Source organism: Ruegeria sp. CDSC085, assembly GCF_059610465.1.
Genome location: NZ_JBXWNR010000024.1, coordinates 30,746 through 47,670, shown reverse-complemented (window position 1 = coordinate 47,670; position 16,925 = coordinate 30,746). Strand labels below are relative to the sequence as shown.

At 51.5% G+C, this 16,925-nt stretch carries 15 protein-coding genes; 11 read left to right on the top strand and 4 right to left on the bottom strand.

Annotation, left to right across the window (positions count from 1 at the left end):
• Positions 1-974: 974 nt before the first annotated feature.
• The gene (cls, locus tag AC2FJB_RS20995; protein WP_496720497.1) at positions 975-2,396 is read right to left on the bottom strand and encodes a cardiolipin synthase; all 1,422 of its coding nucleotides are present in this window, start codon (positions 2,394-2,396) and stop codon (positions 975-977) included.
• A gap of 344 nt (positions 2,397-2,740) precedes the next feature.
• Here cls and AC2FJB_RS20990 point away from each other — a divergent pair, with 344 nt between their 5' ends.
• Positions 2,741-3,571, top strand: a complete 831-nt coding sequence (locus AC2FJB_RS20990; protein ID WP_496720499.1) for a YihY/virulence factor BrkB family protein — start codon at positions 2,741-2,743, stop codon at positions 3,569-3,571.
• Positions 3,572-3,671: 100 nt separating this feature from the next.
• Here the strand turns inward: AC2FJB_RS20990 and AC2FJB_RS20985 are convergent, their stop codons facing one another.
• Positions 3,672-4,670 carry an AraC family transcriptional regulator gene (locus tag AC2FJB_RS20985; RefSeq protein WP_496720501.1) on the bottom strand — a complete coding sequence of 333 codons (999 nt, stop codon included), beginning with the start codon at positions 4,668-4,670 and terminating at the stop codon, positions 3,672-3,674.
• A 303-nt stretch (positions 4,671-4,973) separates the two neighbouring features.
• On the opposite strand from AC2FJB_RS20985, the gene AC2FJB_RS20980 reads away from it, so the two are divergent.
• The 9 genes from AC2FJB_RS20980 (at position 4,974) to AC2FJB_RS20940 (ending at position 12,987) form a co-directional block, all read left to right on the top strand.
• Entirely contained in the window at positions 4,974-6,563 is a 1,590-nt protein-coding gene (locus AC2FJB_RS20980; protein ID WP_496694568.1) for an arylsulfatase, read from the top strand.
• A 134-nt stretch (positions 6,564-6,697) separates the two neighbouring features.
• Complete coding sequence (locus AC2FJB_RS20975) at positions 6,698-7,201, top strand: DUF1269 domain-containing protein (protein ID WP_413845006.1); 504 nt, start codon at positions 6,698-6,700, stop codon at positions 7,199-7,201.
• Between the two features lie 90 nt (positions 7,202-7,291).
• The gene (locus AC2FJB_RS20970; protein ID WP_496720503.1) at positions 7,292-7,702 is read left to right on the top strand and encodes a PRC-barrel domain-containing protein; all 411 of its coding nucleotides are present in this window, start codon (positions 7,292-7,294) and stop codon (positions 7,700-7,702) included.
• Between the two features lie 41 nt (positions 7,703-7,743).
• On the top strand, positions 7,744-8,427 hold the full coding sequence (locus AC2FJB_RS20965; protein ID WP_496694566.1) for an HdeD family acid-resistance protein: 684 nt from the start codon (positions 7,744-7,746) through the stop codon (positions 8,425-8,427).
• A gap of 71 nt (positions 8,428-8,498) precedes the next feature.
• Positions 8,499-10,202, top strand: coding sequence for an alkaline phosphatase family protein (locus AC2FJB_RS20960; RefSeq protein ID WP_496720505.1), 1,704 nt, complete (start codon positions 8,499-8,501; stop codon positions 10,200-10,202).
• A 49-nt stretch (positions 10,203-10,251) separates the two neighbouring features.
• A complete protein-coding gene (locus tag AC2FJB_RS20955; protein ID WP_281971837.1) occupies positions 10,252-11,052 on the top strand; it encodes a transporter in 801 nt (266 codons plus the stop codon).
• Between the two features lie 39 nt (positions 11,053-11,091).
• Positions 11,092-11,952, top strand: coding sequence for a DUF1269 domain-containing protein (locus AC2FJB_RS20950; RefSeq protein WP_496720506.1), 861 nt, complete (start codon positions 11,092-11,094; stop codon positions 11,950-11,952).
• Positions 11,953-12,221: 269 nt separating this feature from the next.
• Complete coding sequence (locus tag AC2FJB_RS20945) at positions 12,222-12,521, top strand: hypothetical protein (protein WP_281971839.1); 300 nt, start codon at positions 12,222-12,224, stop codon at positions 12,519-12,521.
• A 10-nt stretch (positions 12,522-12,531) separates the two neighbouring features.
• Positions 12,532-12,987: a hypothetical protein gene (locus AC2FJB_RS20940; RefSeq protein ID WP_281971840.1), complete on the top strand. Its 456-nt coding sequence runs from the start codon at positions 12,532-12,534 to the stop codon at positions 12,985-12,987.
• A 61-nt stretch (positions 12,988-13,048) separates the two neighbouring features.
• Here the strand turns inward: AC2FJB_RS20940 and AC2FJB_RS20935 are convergent, their stop codons facing one another.
• A complete protein-coding gene (locus AC2FJB_RS20935) occupies positions 13,049-14,335 on the bottom strand; it encodes an AI-2E family transporter (RefSeq protein WP_281971841.1) in 1,287 nt (428 codons plus the stop codon).
• A gap of 357 nt (positions 14,336-14,692) precedes the next feature.
• On the opposite strand from AC2FJB_RS20935, the gene AC2FJB_RS20930 reads away from it, so the two are divergent.
• Positions 14,693-14,926, top strand: a complete 234-nt coding sequence (locus AC2FJB_RS20930) for a hypothetical protein (protein ID WP_281971842.1) — start codon at positions 14,693-14,695, stop codon at positions 14,924-14,926.
• 55 nt (positions 14,927-14,981) lie between these two features.
• Here AC2FJB_RS20930 and AC2FJB_RS20925 read toward each other — a convergent pair whose 3' ends face one another.
• Positions 14,982-16,130, bottom strand: coding sequence for a mechanosensitive ion channel family protein (locus AC2FJB_RS20925; RefSeq protein WP_281971843.1), 1,149 nt, complete (start codon positions 16,128-16,130; stop codon positions 14,982-14,984).
• Positions 16,131-16,925 lie beyond the last annotated feature (795 nt).

Here is a 16,925-nt window from a genome sequence, read left to right as displayed (position 1 = left end):
CTTGGCGGTTACGATGAGCCAGAAACCCTCTCTTATCAAATCAACCTAAACTGTCCCATTGGTGCTGACGTCAGACACTGCGCGCGGCTGGCTAAAGGCTACTTATTTCCCCTTAGGCGGATTGTTTCCGCGGCCAGAACCAGATTTGTTTCCGGTGGTTGATGGGCCGTTCGTAGGGCGTGGATTTGCCATTTCTCTTTCCTTTTCTTTGATCCATTTTCTGCCTCGCAACTGAATGTTGCTTGGCATGAGGAAGAGATAATCGAAGCCGCCCCCATCCGTGAGGAAATCGGGAATACAGTCGCAAAACTGATCATGTGGGAGACAATTGGCCTTAAGATCACGTCACACAGCCAGTTTACACTTCGGCCCAGACCAGTTCGCAGGGCGAATGTCTGCTAAGCGGGCTGCATCCGCAGCGCTGGGTACCAGAGCTAGACGGCGGCTTTGGGCCGTCCTCGCCGGTCCTTCCTGCCTAGCCCTCGCAGATGCTGCGCCGCCTCCGAGGTCCGGAACGAGCCCATACCGGAAGTGGCACAGCTATAATACTCGCAAGTGCAGCAAGGCTACCAACAAAGGCGTCAGCCGCGATGCAGAGAGAAAACCGGCCGTTCGTTCACAGCGCAGCGAGTTTTTGGGTGCCGATGTCCAAGTTGCGGACCAAACCATCGTCAGCTGCACCGCAGCACTGGACCTCTAGTTGAGTGTCTAATTTGCTAACAGAGCGGGTATCGTTTTAATCACTGAAGCGGTTTTCAACCCTTGGACATAAGGAACTGTTTCATTGGTGTTCGGATACGGGGTCCGAACTTGCTCCGTAATCAGGATGAAATTTGGTTGCCTAAGGAACATTTCCTTCAACTCCCAACCCGAATACAGCGGGCTAGGTCGGGCCCTACTGAAAGTTTAAGCCCGCGTGTGCCAAGTGAAAATTCTTAGCCCGAAATCTCGACCTCACGAACAAATGGCCAAAGCTACAGCACAGGCGCGAACAGGCGGGCAATCGGGGCACCTACACGGATGCCCAAGGGTTGTTCGGCAAGGGTCTTGTTCAGCATCCAAGCTCGATGAAAGTCATTCTCGAGCATAGCAGCAGTTGCGGCTGCAGGACGGGCATCAAAGAAAGTCGCCATTGCCTCAAAATTCAATCGAAACGACCTATTGTCGAGGTTTGTCGTGCCAATTGCGGCAAAGCTGTCATCCACCAAAACCACTTTCTGATGCATGAACCCTGGTTTGTAACGCCAGACCTGCACTCCCGCCTCACGTATCTCATCAAAATAGGCAAACGCCGCCAGCCAAGGAATCTTGTGGTCTATTACCTCGGGCACAAGAATGCGCACATCTACGCCGCGCAGTGCAGCATGCTTCATCGCTGTCAGTACGTCGGTATCAGGAACGAAGTATGGCGATGCAATCCAGACTCTGTGTTTGGCTGCAGTGATGGCCGAGAAGAAGAAGAGCGCGCCAGTTTCCATTTCGTCACCGGGGCCGGTCGCAACAATCATTGCCGTCATGTCTTCGGTCGCATGAGGAGCTTCCCAATTCAGATCGTTAATAAGCACCTCATTGGTAGCCCAATGCCAGTCTTCGCCAAAAACCAGCTGTAGTTGAGACACAACTGGGCCCTTCAACTGGGCGTGAGTATCGCGCCAATCGCCAAATTTTGGGTTAAGTCCCATGTATTCGTCGCCGACGTTCAGGCCGCCGGTGAATCCGACTTTTCCATCAACGATAACGGTCTTTCGATGATTGCGCAGATTGATGTGAAACCGGTTCTTGGGGCCTCGTGTTTTTTTGGGATCCACGACGTGTACACCAGCTTCAAGCAGGCTTTGATAGTAAGCTTTGGGCAGTTTGGCGCTGCCGACAGCATCAAACATAAGCCGGACGGTGACGCCACGCGCCGCAGCACCAATCAAGTGTTCTTGTAGGGCCTGTCCCAGTGCGTCATCATTAATGATATAAAACTGAACGAGGACATAGGTTTCAGCAGCGTCAATGGCAGAGAATATTGCGTCAAACGTGGCTTTTCCATCAATAAGCAATGTCATGTTGTTGCCGCGGGCTGCGGGCATTTCTGATATTTTTTCAAAGGGTTGAACTGAAATTTCAGGCGCAACCACGGGCGCATTGGCCACTTGGTAAGTCCTGAGACCTTCTATGACTTCTTCGCTATCGCGCCGGGCTATCAGATAGTTTTTGAATTTGTGGTGTCCCAAAAACAGGTACAACGGCACGCCCAGATATGGCGCAGTGATCAGGAACACGACCCATCCAACAGCGCCTTGGGACGTTCGGGCGGAAGAAACGGCGCGCCAAGCGAACCAGAAGGCAACAATTTCTAGGGAAATCAGCGCCAGTATTAAGATATTTGAGCCCATCGAGATCCCCAATTGTCGGTCATTCTAGCGGTTTTTGCTAACGGTTCCGGTTGGATCTTCGACCATTTGCACGGACTAATTGACAACAGATGATGTCCATCTGCAAGGTAATCCCCTGAATATGGCAGTGCCGTAGCCCGATGGTAATGCAATCATTCTTTGATCTTTGGCGGCAGACCCGCCCTTGGTGCACTGTGTCGTAGGGTCATTGGTTCAACATGAAATTGGACTCCTGAGCAGCTTTTAAAATCCGAATACTGGCCAGGCGCGGAGAGACGCGAGGAAGGCGCCTGTTTCAAACTGGACTTTCGGCGTACTAGTCGAAGCCCAAAGTTTAAATTGAGAGGACCCGTGACATGACGGTACGGCAAGCGGCAAGGGCACTCTGGGCGGCTTTGGTCCGGTTCGATGCAAAGAACGGCTGGTCCAGAAGCAGTCACATTGCCATGTCCATGATGCTGGCCCTCTTTCCGTTTACAATCTTTGCACTGTCGTTGACTCAAGCCGTGTCGGCAGAGTTTTCGACGCTGGATATCGTTGAGTTCATCTATGGGACATGGCCCGACAGCATCGCTGAGCCCATCGTCAAAGAGGTGCGGGCCGTTTTGCAAGACAGTAGCGTCAAAGCGATGACCATCGGCGGCTTGTTGGCGGTTTTCTTTGCGTCCAATGGCGTTGATGCGGTGCGCCAAGCCCTCACGGATGCGTATCGCGACCACGATCCGCGTCCCCTTTGGAAATCGCGTGCGTTGAGTGTCGTATTCGTTCTGAGCGGCTCGGCGATTTTGACCGTGGCTGCGGTTTTGACCTTTGCGGTGCCGTTGTATGTCGACACCGTTTACAGAGGCGACGAAGGCGAAGGGGCCTACGATATTTTGCGGCTAGGTGTCTCTTTTGGCTTGCTGATTTTTTCGGTCGTTGCCTGCCATTTGTGGCTTCCAGGCCGCCATCACACACTGACGCAAGTTTATCCTGGCGTTGTCTTGACGGTTGCGCTCTGGATTTCTGCCGGAAAGATATTTGCGATGTATGTCACCAATTTTTCGTCGTACAGCATAACGTATGCTGGCTTGGCCGGGGTAATGTCAGCGCTTGTATTTATGAATCTAATGGCGGTGATCTTTGTGATCGGAGCCGAGTTTAATGGCCGACTTATTGCAATTAAACAGTCCGACGCAGAGGCGTGAGAGGGCGAGGAAAACGTAGTGGGTTTCGGCGGATGGATCCTGTTCATCATGAACTGACATCGCAGGTGCGAACGAACGTCGAAGCTTGGGGAGCGCTGTTTTAGGAAAGAACTTTGCTCTTTGCATATGTCGAAGGCGCACAGCCTTCCCAGCCAACGAACGCTTCCGAAAAACTCTGTCGATGCTCGAAACCAATTGCATTTGCCGTATCATCAATGCTGGCCCCAGAGGAGAGCAGGCGACAGGCTTCTTTGTGGCGTTCAATCTTTTGGATATCCCTAAACGCGGTACCTTCATCTTTTAATTGAACCTGAAGAGTCCGAGGGCCTACTCCAAGTACCTGTGCGGTGTCAGACAGCGACCATGGCGCAATGCCAAATGACGCCTTGATCAAACCGGCGACTAGGTCTGCCCTGTTCACTTGAGGTGCTTGCATAAGTTTCTTGCCACGCAGATAGCGCGAAAGGATATCCGCTCGAATGCTGTCTGAACGGTGCATTTTCGCCCGAAGCAAGTCTTCGTGAAATTCGATATAGCCCTGATTTGAGTCTCTGACTGACTCAACTGCTGAATTATTCTGAAAATGCTCCGAAGAGGCGCCAGGATAAGCCACCGTGATCTGCGGATCGACTTCGCCGAGGGCTATCAGGACAACTTTTGTAAGCAGCCCTATTGTATACTGGATGTCCTGCTTGCCATCATGAGAATTCAACAACGTAAAGTACCAGATACGGCATTTCCCACGATACGTTCTGATCACGAGTTCGGAGTTGTTCTGAAAATAGCGAAGCGCCGTCGTAGCGGTTTGCAAGGCCTCCCAAAGCGTATCCGATGAGACGATTGCTCTGCCAAAAACGCCCAGTTCGCCCACATCCTGTTCAAGGCTGACGTGGAGAAAAAAGTCATTGTCTTCCGCCGAGCGAATAACGTCACTGATGCCTTTCAGATATTCATCGGCTCCGATGATCTGTTCCGCATCCGTAGGCAAACCGAGTGATCGAAGTGTCCGTGCGAAGCGTCGCGGGTCTCCGGCAAGAATTGCTGCTGGCCCGTGAAACGCACCTGCTCTGATGGCAAAATCGTTGGTTTCTTCTGACATGCAAAGCCTCATTCAGCTGTCTGGTTCACACCTTGCTCTTAGAATGCTCCAATTTGTCAAGGTCTTGGCAATGGTGTCTCGAAACCGACGGTTCGTTCGTCAGCCCTCACTCAAGGCATGAACAAAGCGACGCAAATGTTTCAAGAGGCAGTGTTCGAATATTTGTTTGTTAGATTCGCATTTTCCGACAAAGCGAAGTTTTCCATCACTTAAGTTCCACATGGTTCTTGGAGCAGATCAACTCAAATGTCGCGAAGTTTGGGTGTGAATGGCGCGGAACATCGAGATCATTTTGGAGGAAACATGCGACCTATTCTTTATTCGACAAAGACGGCGGTGACGGCGGTAATGTCAGCTGTCGCGCTCTTTGCTGCGGGCCCAGCGTTCGCTCAAGACAAGCCAAACATCCTAGTAATCTGGGGTGATGACATCGGTGTCCACAATATCAGCGCCTACAACCATGGGATCATGGGCTACAAGACTCCGAACATCGACCGCATAGCAAATGAAGGCGCGATGTTCACAGATGCGTATGCTCAACAATCTTGCACCGCCGGGCGCGCCGCCTTCATGACCGGCCAACATCCTTTTCGCACTGGGCTACTGACGATCGGCATGCCCGGATCCGAGCACGGGATTCCAGATTGGACACCCACAATTGGCGATGTGATGAAAGAGCATGGCTACATGACCGCTCAGCATGGCAAAAACCACTTTGGTGATCAGGATCGTCACTTGCCAACAAATCACGGTTTCGACGAGTTCTTTGGCAATCTGTACCACCTGAACGCCGAGGAAGAGCCGGAAAGCTATTACTATCCCAAGGACCCGGCCTTCAGAGAGACATTTGGTCCCCGTGGTGTAATCAGGTCGTCTGCTGACGGTCAGATCGAAGACACAGGCCCGATGACGCGCAAGCGCATGGAGACCGCCGATGACGAGTTCCTCGCGGCTTCTGTTGATTTCATTAAGCGTGCAAATGATCAGGAAAAGCCGTTTTTCCTGTGGCATAACTCGACACGGATGCATGTCTGGACTCATTTGAGAGATGAAGCCGTTGGGCGCACGGGCATTGGCCTCTACCCAGATGGCATGGCTGAGCATGACGATCAGGTGGGTGTGCTTCTCGACCTGCTTGATGAGCTTGGTATCGCGGACAACACGATCATCATGTACTCGACCGACAACGGGGCCGAGACTATTTCGTGGCCCGACGGCGGTACGACCCCATTCCACGGTGAAAAGGGAACAACTTGGGAAGGTGGATTCCGCGTCCCGCTTATCGTGAAGTGGCCCGGCCTGATCGAGCCCGGAGAGAAGTTTAACGAGATTGTCAGCCATGAAGACTGGATGCCGACCTTTGCCACAGCGATTGGAGAGACCACACTGGTTGAGGACCTCAAAGAGGGAAAAACGTTCAATGGCAAAGATTTCCGAGTCCATCTGGATGGTCATGATCTGACCGAATACCTGTCTGGCGAAACAGACGAGAGCCCACGTGACTCGATCTTCTATTTTGATCAGGGCGCAAATCTGAACGCCGTCCGTGTTCAGGACTTCAAGGCACACTTTGCAACACTTGAAGGCGGAATCAACACCGCTGTTCGGCAGGTCCCTGCTTGGCCTCTCGTGGTTAATCTCAAGGCCGACCCGTACGAAAAGGCCGTTCATGAATCCGAGATGTATCTGCGTTGGTATGCCGAGAACACGATGTGGATCTTCGTCCCAATTCAAGCGAAAATCAAAGAGTTCCTACTTTCGCTCAAGGGCTACCCATTCCAGCAAGGTTCAAGCTTGTCGGCAGCCGGGATCAACTATGACTTCCTGACCAAAGTGCAGGCACTTCAACGTCTGGAAAATCTGGAAACCATCATGCCCGGTGCTCGGCAATAACGCGGTCAAACATTGAGCCGCTGGGAGCTTTGCTCGTGAAGATGAACTTTTCCCAGCGCTCACACAACTTGGAGCCGCGTGCCTGGCATGCGGCTTCGGGAAGCGAAACTTAACTCAATCTGAGGAATGAACTTATGAGCGATTTAGTAGTCATCGTATTTGAAGGTCGTCACACAGCAGACGAAGCGCTTTTGCGCCTTCAAAAAATGAGCATGAACTGGGAAGTTGACCTAGACGAAGTGGTCGTGATGACCCGTGACAAAAATGGGGTAGTACGGACCCGCAACTCCGATACTCTGACAGCGGCAGGCTTTCTAGGCGGCACATCGCTAGGGGCTTTGACCGGGACTTTGATCGGCGCAATGGCCGGGAACCCGGCAGCAGGTTTTGTTGCGGGGTCAGCCGTGGGTGCCGGTTCTGGAGCACTGGCGGGAATGCTGGATCAGGCAGACGAAGAAGACGCGCTAGCGGCCCGGGTTGGTGCAAAGATGGGGCCAGACTCTTCGGCACTGGCTGTGATCGGCTGGTCCAACCGTCCCACGAAGTTGTTGAGCGAACTGGAAGGCATGAAGGGCGAGGTCATCGAGACGTCCCTGTCCATCAGCGATGAAAAAGAGCTTCGCGCAGCCCTGTCTTGAAACTGACCAAGTTGATTTGAGCGGCCGGCGGCCTCAGCATCTGGCCGCCGGAAAATCAAAGTTCAACAAGTCGAGAACGGAAAAAATGAAATGAAAGAGCTTCTGACAACCGCGGCGATCGTGTGTGCATTCGCATTTGGAACGCCAATGCCTGCATCCGCACAGTCCTCACCCCATGTGGCTGGCGGAGTAGTTGTTGAGTACAACAATCTGGATATCGCTGTGGTGGCTTCCGGCTGGAGTGTGGTCGAGCTTTTGCGCGGCAATGTTTACAATACTGGCGGTGATTTTGTGGGCTACGTTCATGATGCGCTTGTTTTGCCGGACGGTGATACGACCTTTGTGATCGTCAATGTCGCCGGCTTCCTCAACATTGGTGAAAAGTTGATTGCTTTGCCTGCGGGCGCTTTCGAGATCAACGCTGATGGCGATCTGCTGTTGCCCAACGCGACCAAAGATAATCTGAAAAGCCTACCACGATTTTACTACGCACGAAACTAGGGCCTCAGACCGCTGTTGCTTTTACAGCATTGACGCCCGGCATGTCTGACCATGCTGGGCGATTGGTTGGAAATTGGGCCCAAATCGCCTTCGGACCAAGAAAAAAACTCCGCTTATTGTTCAAAACCAAACGCACGGAAATCAAAGGGACCAAGAGAATGAGTGATATAAAGGCTAGCGCATCCGGAGATGTACAAAAAAACTGGGGTTGGTTTCTTGCTTTGGGCATTCTGATGATAATCGGTGGGGTAAGTGCAGTCTTCGCTCCTTTCCTAGTCTCTGTGATTGTTGAACAGATCGTAGGCATCTCTTTTGTTGCAGGTGGAGGCTTGATGCTGGTCCAAGTGTTTAGCACTAAAGACGGATGGAATGCCCGGTTGATCTATCTGATACTGGGGCTGTTCACTACAATGGCAGGTGCATTGCTTTTGTTCCGACCGCTTGAAGGCCTTGTGGCTTTGACGTTGATTTTGATTGCTGGCGTTTTCGTCAGCGGATTGATCCGTATCGCAATGGGTATCGCGGCACGCCCGGAAACTGGATCTAGTTGGGTGATATTCGGCGGTATACTGTCTGTTATAGTTTCTGGCTATCTCATGATGAACTATCCCGAAATCAGTGTTGCTCTGATTGGATTAATGGCCGGATTTTCATTGATTGGTGAGGGCGCCGGATACGTCCGATTTGCCTACGGTCTCAAGAATAATACGACGATCGCAACGTAAGCGCTGGTGCGGCAGCTCAAACTCTTTTGAATCGCGCTCAAAAGCGCGGCTGTTTTATCTTGGGGGGAAGTATGATCGGCATCTTTTCGAAACTAGCTGTAAGCAGCACGATCGCCGTTGGAATTGTGTTCTCGTTTGCGGTGGCGGCAACTGCGAGAGAAAAACCCCAATTGGTGCTCCAAATAACGGTGGACCAGTTGCGCGGTGATCTGATTGACAGATATCGGACACATGTTGGCGAAGGCGGGTTTCGATATCTGATGCAAAACGGGGTCATTTTTTCAAATGCCCATCATCGCCATGCTAACACCGAAACCATTGTCGGTCATACAACATTGTCCACTGGTACGGACCCTGCAATCCACGGCATGGTTGCCAACCTGTGGTTCGATCGAAAAACAGGCACCCCGTTCTACAATGTTCAAGACATCGAGTATCCACTTGTAGGGGCAGCAGGGATCGATCCATCTAATGAGATTGACCCGACGCAACGCGCTGCGACAACTGACGGGCGGTCTCCGCGCAATATCATCAGTTCAACGATATCAGACGAAATTGCCATTCATTTTGGTCCGGCTTCTAAAATCTTTGGCGTCTCGGTCAAGGATCGCGGTTCCATTGCAATGGCGGGCCACGCGGGGCAGGCTTATTGGTTTTCGAAAGCCGAAGGCAGATTTGTCACCAGCACGTTTTATCGCGACGACTATCCGGCTTGGATCGCGGACTGGGAGGCGCAAGGCAAAGTGGCGTTGTACGCAAATCAGGACTGGACCCTGTTGCGGGATCGTGAGCTTTACGCTTTTGCTGATCACGACGATCAAGCATGGGAAACCGAATTGCCGGGTTTTGGTCGCACATTTCCCCATAACTGGGGCCCTGACGATAACAAGTATTTCACTACATTCCTAACTCTCAGCCCGGCAGGGGACGAGATCACGGTCGACTTCGCAAAAACGCTGATGGATGCCGAACAGATCGGAACAGACAGTGTGACGGACTATTTGTCGATCAGTCTTTCCTCGACGGACTATGTTGGTCATGTTTTTGGTCCTTCCAGTCTGGAAGCGGAGGACAACTTTGCCCGTCTGGACCGAAGCAACTCCGATCTGTTGGCGCATGTGGATAACACAGTTGGGCTGGACAAAACCCTGATTGTCTTGTCGGCGGATCACGGCGCACCCGAACACCCGGATTATCTCGCGACAGTCGGTATCGAGGCCGGGTTGTTTGACTTTCAGCGTGTGGACACCGAACCGGGGTTTGTACGCTTGCAGCTGGATTTCGGAGCTTCCCGCGATCTCATCCAGAATTTTTCAAATCCCTATCTTTATCTGAATCAGGAATTGATTGGCCAAAGGGGGCTTGATCCAACTGCCGTTGAACTGGCGATTGCCGAGGAGCTTCAGAAGTTACCCGGAATTGCCTATGCGGTCGGCAGCTCTGCATTGCGCAGCGGATCAGTCCCGCGCACCAAGATCACAGAAGCTGTTTTGGCGAACTTTCATCCTGACAGGTCCGGTGACATCTATGTAGTGTTTGAACCACACTGGTTTGTCGCCGATTTCGACGGATTAACGGTTGCGTCGGCACATGGCTCACCTTGGGCCTATGACACCCACGTCCCCCTGATATTTTCCGGCCCAGGCATTACGCCGGGGACAATTGTACGCCGCGTCGAGACGGTTGATGTCGCGCCAACGCTAGCGGCTTATCTAGGCACCAAACCTCCTTCGGGGACCACCGGCGTGCCACTGCCCGAGGTGATGCCACAATGATTGGAATACTCGGATGACAATAGATTCTCGTTCCCTTTGGAGACTGACCATGAAGATGTTCCATATTTTGTCCTTGGTTTGTGCAGTGTCTGTATGCCTGTTCAACACGCAGGCCCAAGCACAATCAGATGCCGCTTCAGATGCAGCTCAGGCGAACAACCCACTGGCCGACATCACTGCTTTTAACATCCAGAATTACTATATCAACGAATTGACCGGACCGGGGGATTTCGATGCAAACCAGTTTGTCTTGAGATACGCCAAGCCAGTTCAAATCGGTAATAGCAACTGGCTGGTCCGAGCATCGCTCCCCTTCAATAGTTTCCCTGTTGGTGATGGCGGATCGACGGAAAGCGGGATCGGTGACTTCGATATTTTTGCTGCATATCAAATCAACACTGGTGATCCCGCTGTCAGCTTTGCTATAGGTCCACAGGTCGTTGCTCCTACTGCAACCGAAGACCGTCTGGGATCGGAACAATGGCAGCTCGGTCTCGCGAATGTTTATTTCAACGCTCGTTCGGCAAAGGTGCAATATGGCTACCTTTTGACATGGCGCGGTGGAGTGGGTGACACAAATGGTCGCGAGCGCGTCAGTCTCGGCGCATTTCAACCATTCGTCTTTTACCAGCTTGGTGACGGCTGGTACACGGGCGGTGCGCCTATCTGGTCCTACAACTTCAAAAACGATAACTATTCTGTCCCGGTGGGCATTCGCTTGGGCAAAGTCTTCAAGAAGAACAAGACCGTTTACAACGTGTTCGTCGAACCGCAGTGGTCGGTGAGCGATAGCGGTAGCGGGCTGCCGAAACAGCAAATCTACTTTGCCGTTAATATGCAGTTCAAATGACACCTAATCCTCAATCAGAAAAATAAATGGAGAACTAAGTTGGACAAATTTGTAGCGGTTGTCTTTGACACCGAGGAAGCCGCCTTTAAAGGTGCAGAGGCAATGCGTGCTCTTCATCAAAACGGAGAGCTTGCTGTCTTTGCAGCGGGTGTGATCACAAAAGATGCAGACGGAGAAGTTGAACTGAAATCGAGCGCAGATGAAGGCCCAATCGGGACTGCATTTGGATTAATGTTGGGAGCTATGGTCGGGGTTTTGGCTGGTCCTGTGGCAGTTGCATCGGGCGCCGCACTTGCCGGTTCTGCGGCAGCAGCATCAGCCACCGCGAGTGGCATGGCTGTTGGCGGCATGACTGGCGGGCTCTTTGGTGCATACCGGGATCTTTGGGTTTCGGGGATGGACGCCGTAATGCTGGACAATATCAGCACAGAACTTCTACCAGGAAAATCCTGTGTTGTCGCTTCAGTTGACGAAGTTTGGACTACGCCGATGGACACAAAGATGAGCGAGTTTGGTGGAACTGTTTTCCGAAAGTTGCGAGCTGATGCAGTTGACGACGAAATGGCAGTGGAAATGGACGCACTGGATCGCGAATGGGACGCGATGGAGGAAGAATGGCAGGCCGCAAGTGACGAAAGAAAAGCTGCTTTCAAAGAAAAGATGGACGGCATTAAGTCCAAAATGAAAGAAAGTGGTGAAAAGATCGACACTCGCATGGAAGAGCTCGATCAGGAGTTTGAAGCCCGGCTCGAAGCCATCGAAGAGCAGATTGAACGAGCCTCTGATACAACGAAGGCCAAGTTTGAAAAACGCAAAGCTGAGATCAAGGCAGATTGGCAAGAGCGCAAAAACAAACTCGCAGCCTCTTTGCGCAAGGCAGCGGCCAAGATTGAGGCCTGATTGCTCGAATAAACACAGCTTGTACGGGCGAACGCTGTCGCCTGTACAAGCTGCATTATGGATTCTGGAGCAGTCCACCAATCCACCAGAACACAGCATCCAAGCGGGGCCTCGGTTTTGGATACTTGACGTAGCGCAGTGTGCCTCGGATTGTGGTTACTAGGTGCTGACAGCCAGTGTTGTCGCAACTGGCGATTTGATCTTCAAGTTTGGTCGGCGCCGATGAGAAACGCAGAAAAGTTTGAAATTCATCGTGGGAGTTCTTCGTCATGGCAACCAAAATGGAGTTGGAAGCGGAGCTTGAGCGCCTGCGCGCACAAAACGAAACGTTACGTTCGGAGACCAGCGATTCACCCACGATGGATGTGGCGGATGATCCTCCGGGCGAAACAGATGCGATCAGTGATCTGAAACAGCTTCTGGACGAGCACGGCATCGATGGTGAAAATATTGATGCCTTGCGCACGCAGTTGACGGATGAATTCACAAAGCTTCAAAAGGAGTATCCAATAGCGGTCCTCCTGAGCATCTTCGTCCTTGGGTTTGTTGCTGGCCGGACGTTTAAGTAGGATAGAATGCATGAATAGAATTAGCAGAAATCTAACCACAATCTATCGCACAGAACGGCTGATAACACGCCGTCGTATCGCAGTAGTCCAACAACAAACGGTCTTGATGGCGCTTGCTGGATTGGCGGCACTAGCTGGACTTATCTTATTGAATATCACGTTCTACTTTGTCCTTACCAAGTGGCTTTCCCCAGCAGTTGCTGCTGGCACGCTTGCTGTCGTCAATCTTGCACTCGCCGGGTTGCTTGCATCAGTGGCCGGACGCATGAGTGTGGATGACGAGATCGCGCCAGCGATCGAAGTGCGGGATATGGCAATAACCGATCTCGAAGCAGAACTCGAAGGAATGACACTGGAAGCACGCCAGACGGTTAATGCAATCAAAGGACTGGGATCTAATCCGCTTGGTTCCGCTGCAGCGCTTTTGGTGCCGGTCTTGACGGCCGCATTGAAAAAGAAGGGCTGACACGCGAAAGCTTTTCAGCGGCGGAATGTCTGTAATTTTTCCTTCTTGGGGACAGGCTAAATCAGCTCGTATCTGTTTTGGGATTGGCGCCGGGTGACGGTTCAGACTTGCGTTGTCTGGCTTCTTTCCGCTCGAGCAACTCTTGTTTCATCAACGCAAGCTCTTCTTCTGTTTCAGAATGGGGCTGTCTCGTACCAGCATCAGAGCTTACGCTTTTGCGGCTCGACGGCCGTGCGACAGAATGCGGTGTATCATCGACTTTCACATTTTGTTCCTTTGGCAACACACCGTCGCTTGAGAGCAATCTGGCAAAGGGTTGCAAGCCCGGAATTTCCGAACAGACAATCATAATGACGACTGTCAGTGGCACGGCGATAAATGCTCCAATTCCACCCCACATAAGGCTCCAGAAGGTGAGCGCCACCATGACAACGAAGGTGCTCAAGTTAAGGGATTTTCCCTGTAGCTTTGGTTGCACGATGTTTCCAATAATAGCGTCACCGCCGCCGTATACTGCAACAACGGTCAAAGCCGGTACGATAGATTCAAACTGAAGAAGAGCCACCGTCGTCGGGAATAATACGGCGAGGAATGAACCAATGCTGGGAATGAAGTTGAGGAAAAAAACCAATAGAGCTAACGGAAGCGCGAAATCGACTCCCAAAACCGTCATAACGATAAAAGCCAGTGTACCGCTCATCGCGCTGGTGGATGCATTAATCCACATATATTGTCGGACGCCGATTGAAATCGACCTTAGGATATTTTCGACCTGCCTGGCACTATCCGGCGTTGCACAAAGCCTTGGAAGTTTTTCAGCGAACGCGCCTCGGTCACCCAACATAAATGCGACGTAGAGCAGGATCAGCCCAATATTCCCAATTGCGCCAGCAGTTGACGCCGCAAATCCTGTTAGCCAACTTTCGATGTCGATAGACAGAATGGATTTTTCGATCGCGGCGGCTCGTTCTGCTCCAACGAAAGCGTCAAATTGAGTTTCCAGCGACTGCAAGCGCTCTGTGTATCTGGGTCCGGCATCTGCGACCGCCGCAGCTTGGTTTGATAAAACGTAACCAAAACCCACAAGCAAAAGGAACAAACCGGCCGTCACCCCAATGTAGGCCGCCCAGCGAGGTATATCCCGCCCGAAAAATGTTGCAGAGTTCAAACGTTCGATCAGCGCGATATTGAGGATAAAAAGCAATGTGGCCAAAGCGAGTGGGATCAGGAAATCGCGGCCAAACCAAAGCAATCCAACTATGATGGGAAATGAGACGATGGTCAAAAACCATGTAGGAACAGCCGACGTGTTTGATGTATTTTTGCCCATAATTTTTTCGTTGGTCATCCGATATGCCTCGTCTTCTGAAGTCGTTGCCGTATCGTTTGACCGGTAATTACACTACTTTACACTGTACTACCCATGTTTCAAAGGACCAACTAAAAAGGCTCCCAGGCCCCTCATTCCCAAAAAAGTGTGCGTGTCGTTTGTATTCAGCCGTCGCTCACATGGTCGTGGGTGCGTGGCAGAACATAAAGTAGTGTAAACGGTGCAGGTGGCTTTTCGCGGCGAAGGCAAGATTGCCCGACGTGACTCACGTCGCTGCAAGCCTTCATTGCCACAAGGAGGGGCCGCAGTTGTTTGACTTCTATAGGTTTTGCGGACAACGTCGCACATGGATTTAATTAACGAAGGGACAAACGAATGATCGACGTAACCGAGATTGTGAAAGAGCTTAAACAACGCCGCGATGAGCTCAAACTGCAGCTTCATCTTGCTTCGAAAGAAGCCGAAGACGAATGGGAAGAACTTCAGGCCGAGTGGGACAAGTTTCTATCTCGATCAGAGTTTGACAAGTCAGCGGAAGAAGTAGGTGAATCTGCCCGCCAGTTGGGGCTAAAAATGAAAGCCGCATACGACAAAATGAAAACAACCTAGGTTCAAGCCCGTTTTACTGACTGGTTTTGCAAGCTGTCAACCAAAGACGCCAGCTCTAGGAATTGGGATCAAATGTGTTGTCCTGTAGCCCTTGGCTTTCCATGCTGGCGTCTATTTTCACTGTTTGGGTAGGATAGGCGAGTGTCGTGCCCGCATTGCGAGTTATGCTTAGAATCGCTAACGTTAAGCGTTCAGTGACTTGCAGATACTCTTGATAGTTTGGTCCCCGTGTCAAAACGTAAATCAGGATATCAATTGAGCTCGGCCCGAAATCGCTGACAAAGATATGCTTGGGCGCATCATCCCCAAGTTCAAAGTCCCCAGACGTCCGGTGATGATGTCGTATCCCATCCCGCACTGCCTCAATCTGCGACTGGGTGGCAGACAGCTGAAGGGGCACTTTCAGCATGATACGCCTGTGTTTCAGCGCAGAGTAGTTCAGAACAATTGAGTTCGACAAATCAGAGTTGGGGATATGTCGCGGGATTTGATCAAAGCCCACAACCAGTGTTGAGCGTAAATCAATCCTTCTTACAGTGCCAACAAACTGCCCCTCCACCTGAATAGCATCGCCCGTCTCAAAACGTTTCTCGCTGATATTCGTCATGCCTGCGACAAGGTTGCGGAGCAAATCCTGCGTTGCAATGGCCAGTCCAGCGCCCAGAACGCCAACACCGGTGAGCGCTCCTGAGATATCAATCTGCCAGACTTTCAGAAGCGATGTCAGGCCAAACAATATGACTGCAAATTGAGTTACTCTTTCAACCCAATCTGTTTCGCTGGCAACCAGACTGGAGGTGTCATCGCGCAATAACGACGCAAAAGGGCCGCTGAGGCGGTACCAAGCGCCAAAGACAGTAACAATGGCAACTGAGCTCAAAACCCTGGTTAGAAAGAGCCCCGTTTCATCGGTGGGAAAGGCTAGGCGGATAGCTACGTAAACCGCAAGAGTAACGAACAGAATTTCGGCGGCGGATTTTAGTTGTGCCTCCACATCGTCCGAAAGATTTACTCCAAACCGGGCCAGAAGTGCTTTGAAACCTACCAAACTTAACGCGGATAATGGTTTGCGTATCAAGAAGACCAAAGCAATGCCGATCAACGACCAAACCACTGAGCCCATATCCAAATAACCCAATGATTGCTTAAATGACTTGACCGTCGTCTCAAGGAACGCGTGAACCGGGCCTACTTCCGTCTCCACTTATCAACTCTCCCGATTTAAGCTCTGGGATTAACAATGCGATTTTTGACTACCATTGACCAGAGTTCGGCTTTACAAACATCGCCTAGGGTGATGTTTTCGAGGAGAATGCCCTTGTTTTTTATGGTTTATCTGCCAATTGCAGGCATTTTGTTCACGACGTCTATACATTGCCGTCTTCGACTGGCAATCACAAATATAGAATGGCTGACAGATTCCCGGTTTACGTGGCTTTGACGCGAGCATTTAGGATATTTAGTAGTAAGAACCGTCGCATTTTTTCGCGCTAAAACCAAGCCAGAGAGCGATGAATACAAATTCAGACTAAGAGGATGGCGGCGTCGGCCTTCAAACCATGAACTCATCATGCTTTCGCCAACACCAATTGTCTGCTTCCCACCTAAACGTCCCACGGTTGTTGAATTTGCATCTGAAACCAAGAGTTCTTTCCAATCCTTCGCCTTAGTAAGCATGGCAGTCTAGTTTGTGCCGGAAACGACCGTTGAAACTGCAACAACGAAAGTCTGAAAAGTCCCGCGACCTGTGAGTTCGACCCTTTCGCGATTTTGCGATTGCAGCGAATGACCGGAAAGCGGGCTGCAGCCGCAGAAACTTGATGGCACGGTGAAAGGCTGCAATGGGCCGTCCTAACGTGAACAACGTGGGCCTGAAGGAAAGGTGTTGACCTGATCAAACCTCACTGTGATGTTCGCCGCTCCATCGAATGAAGTCTGCCAGCTCGCGTGTGAGCTGCCCATCGACGTTCGACCCCACTGTACATTCCCAAGATCTTGG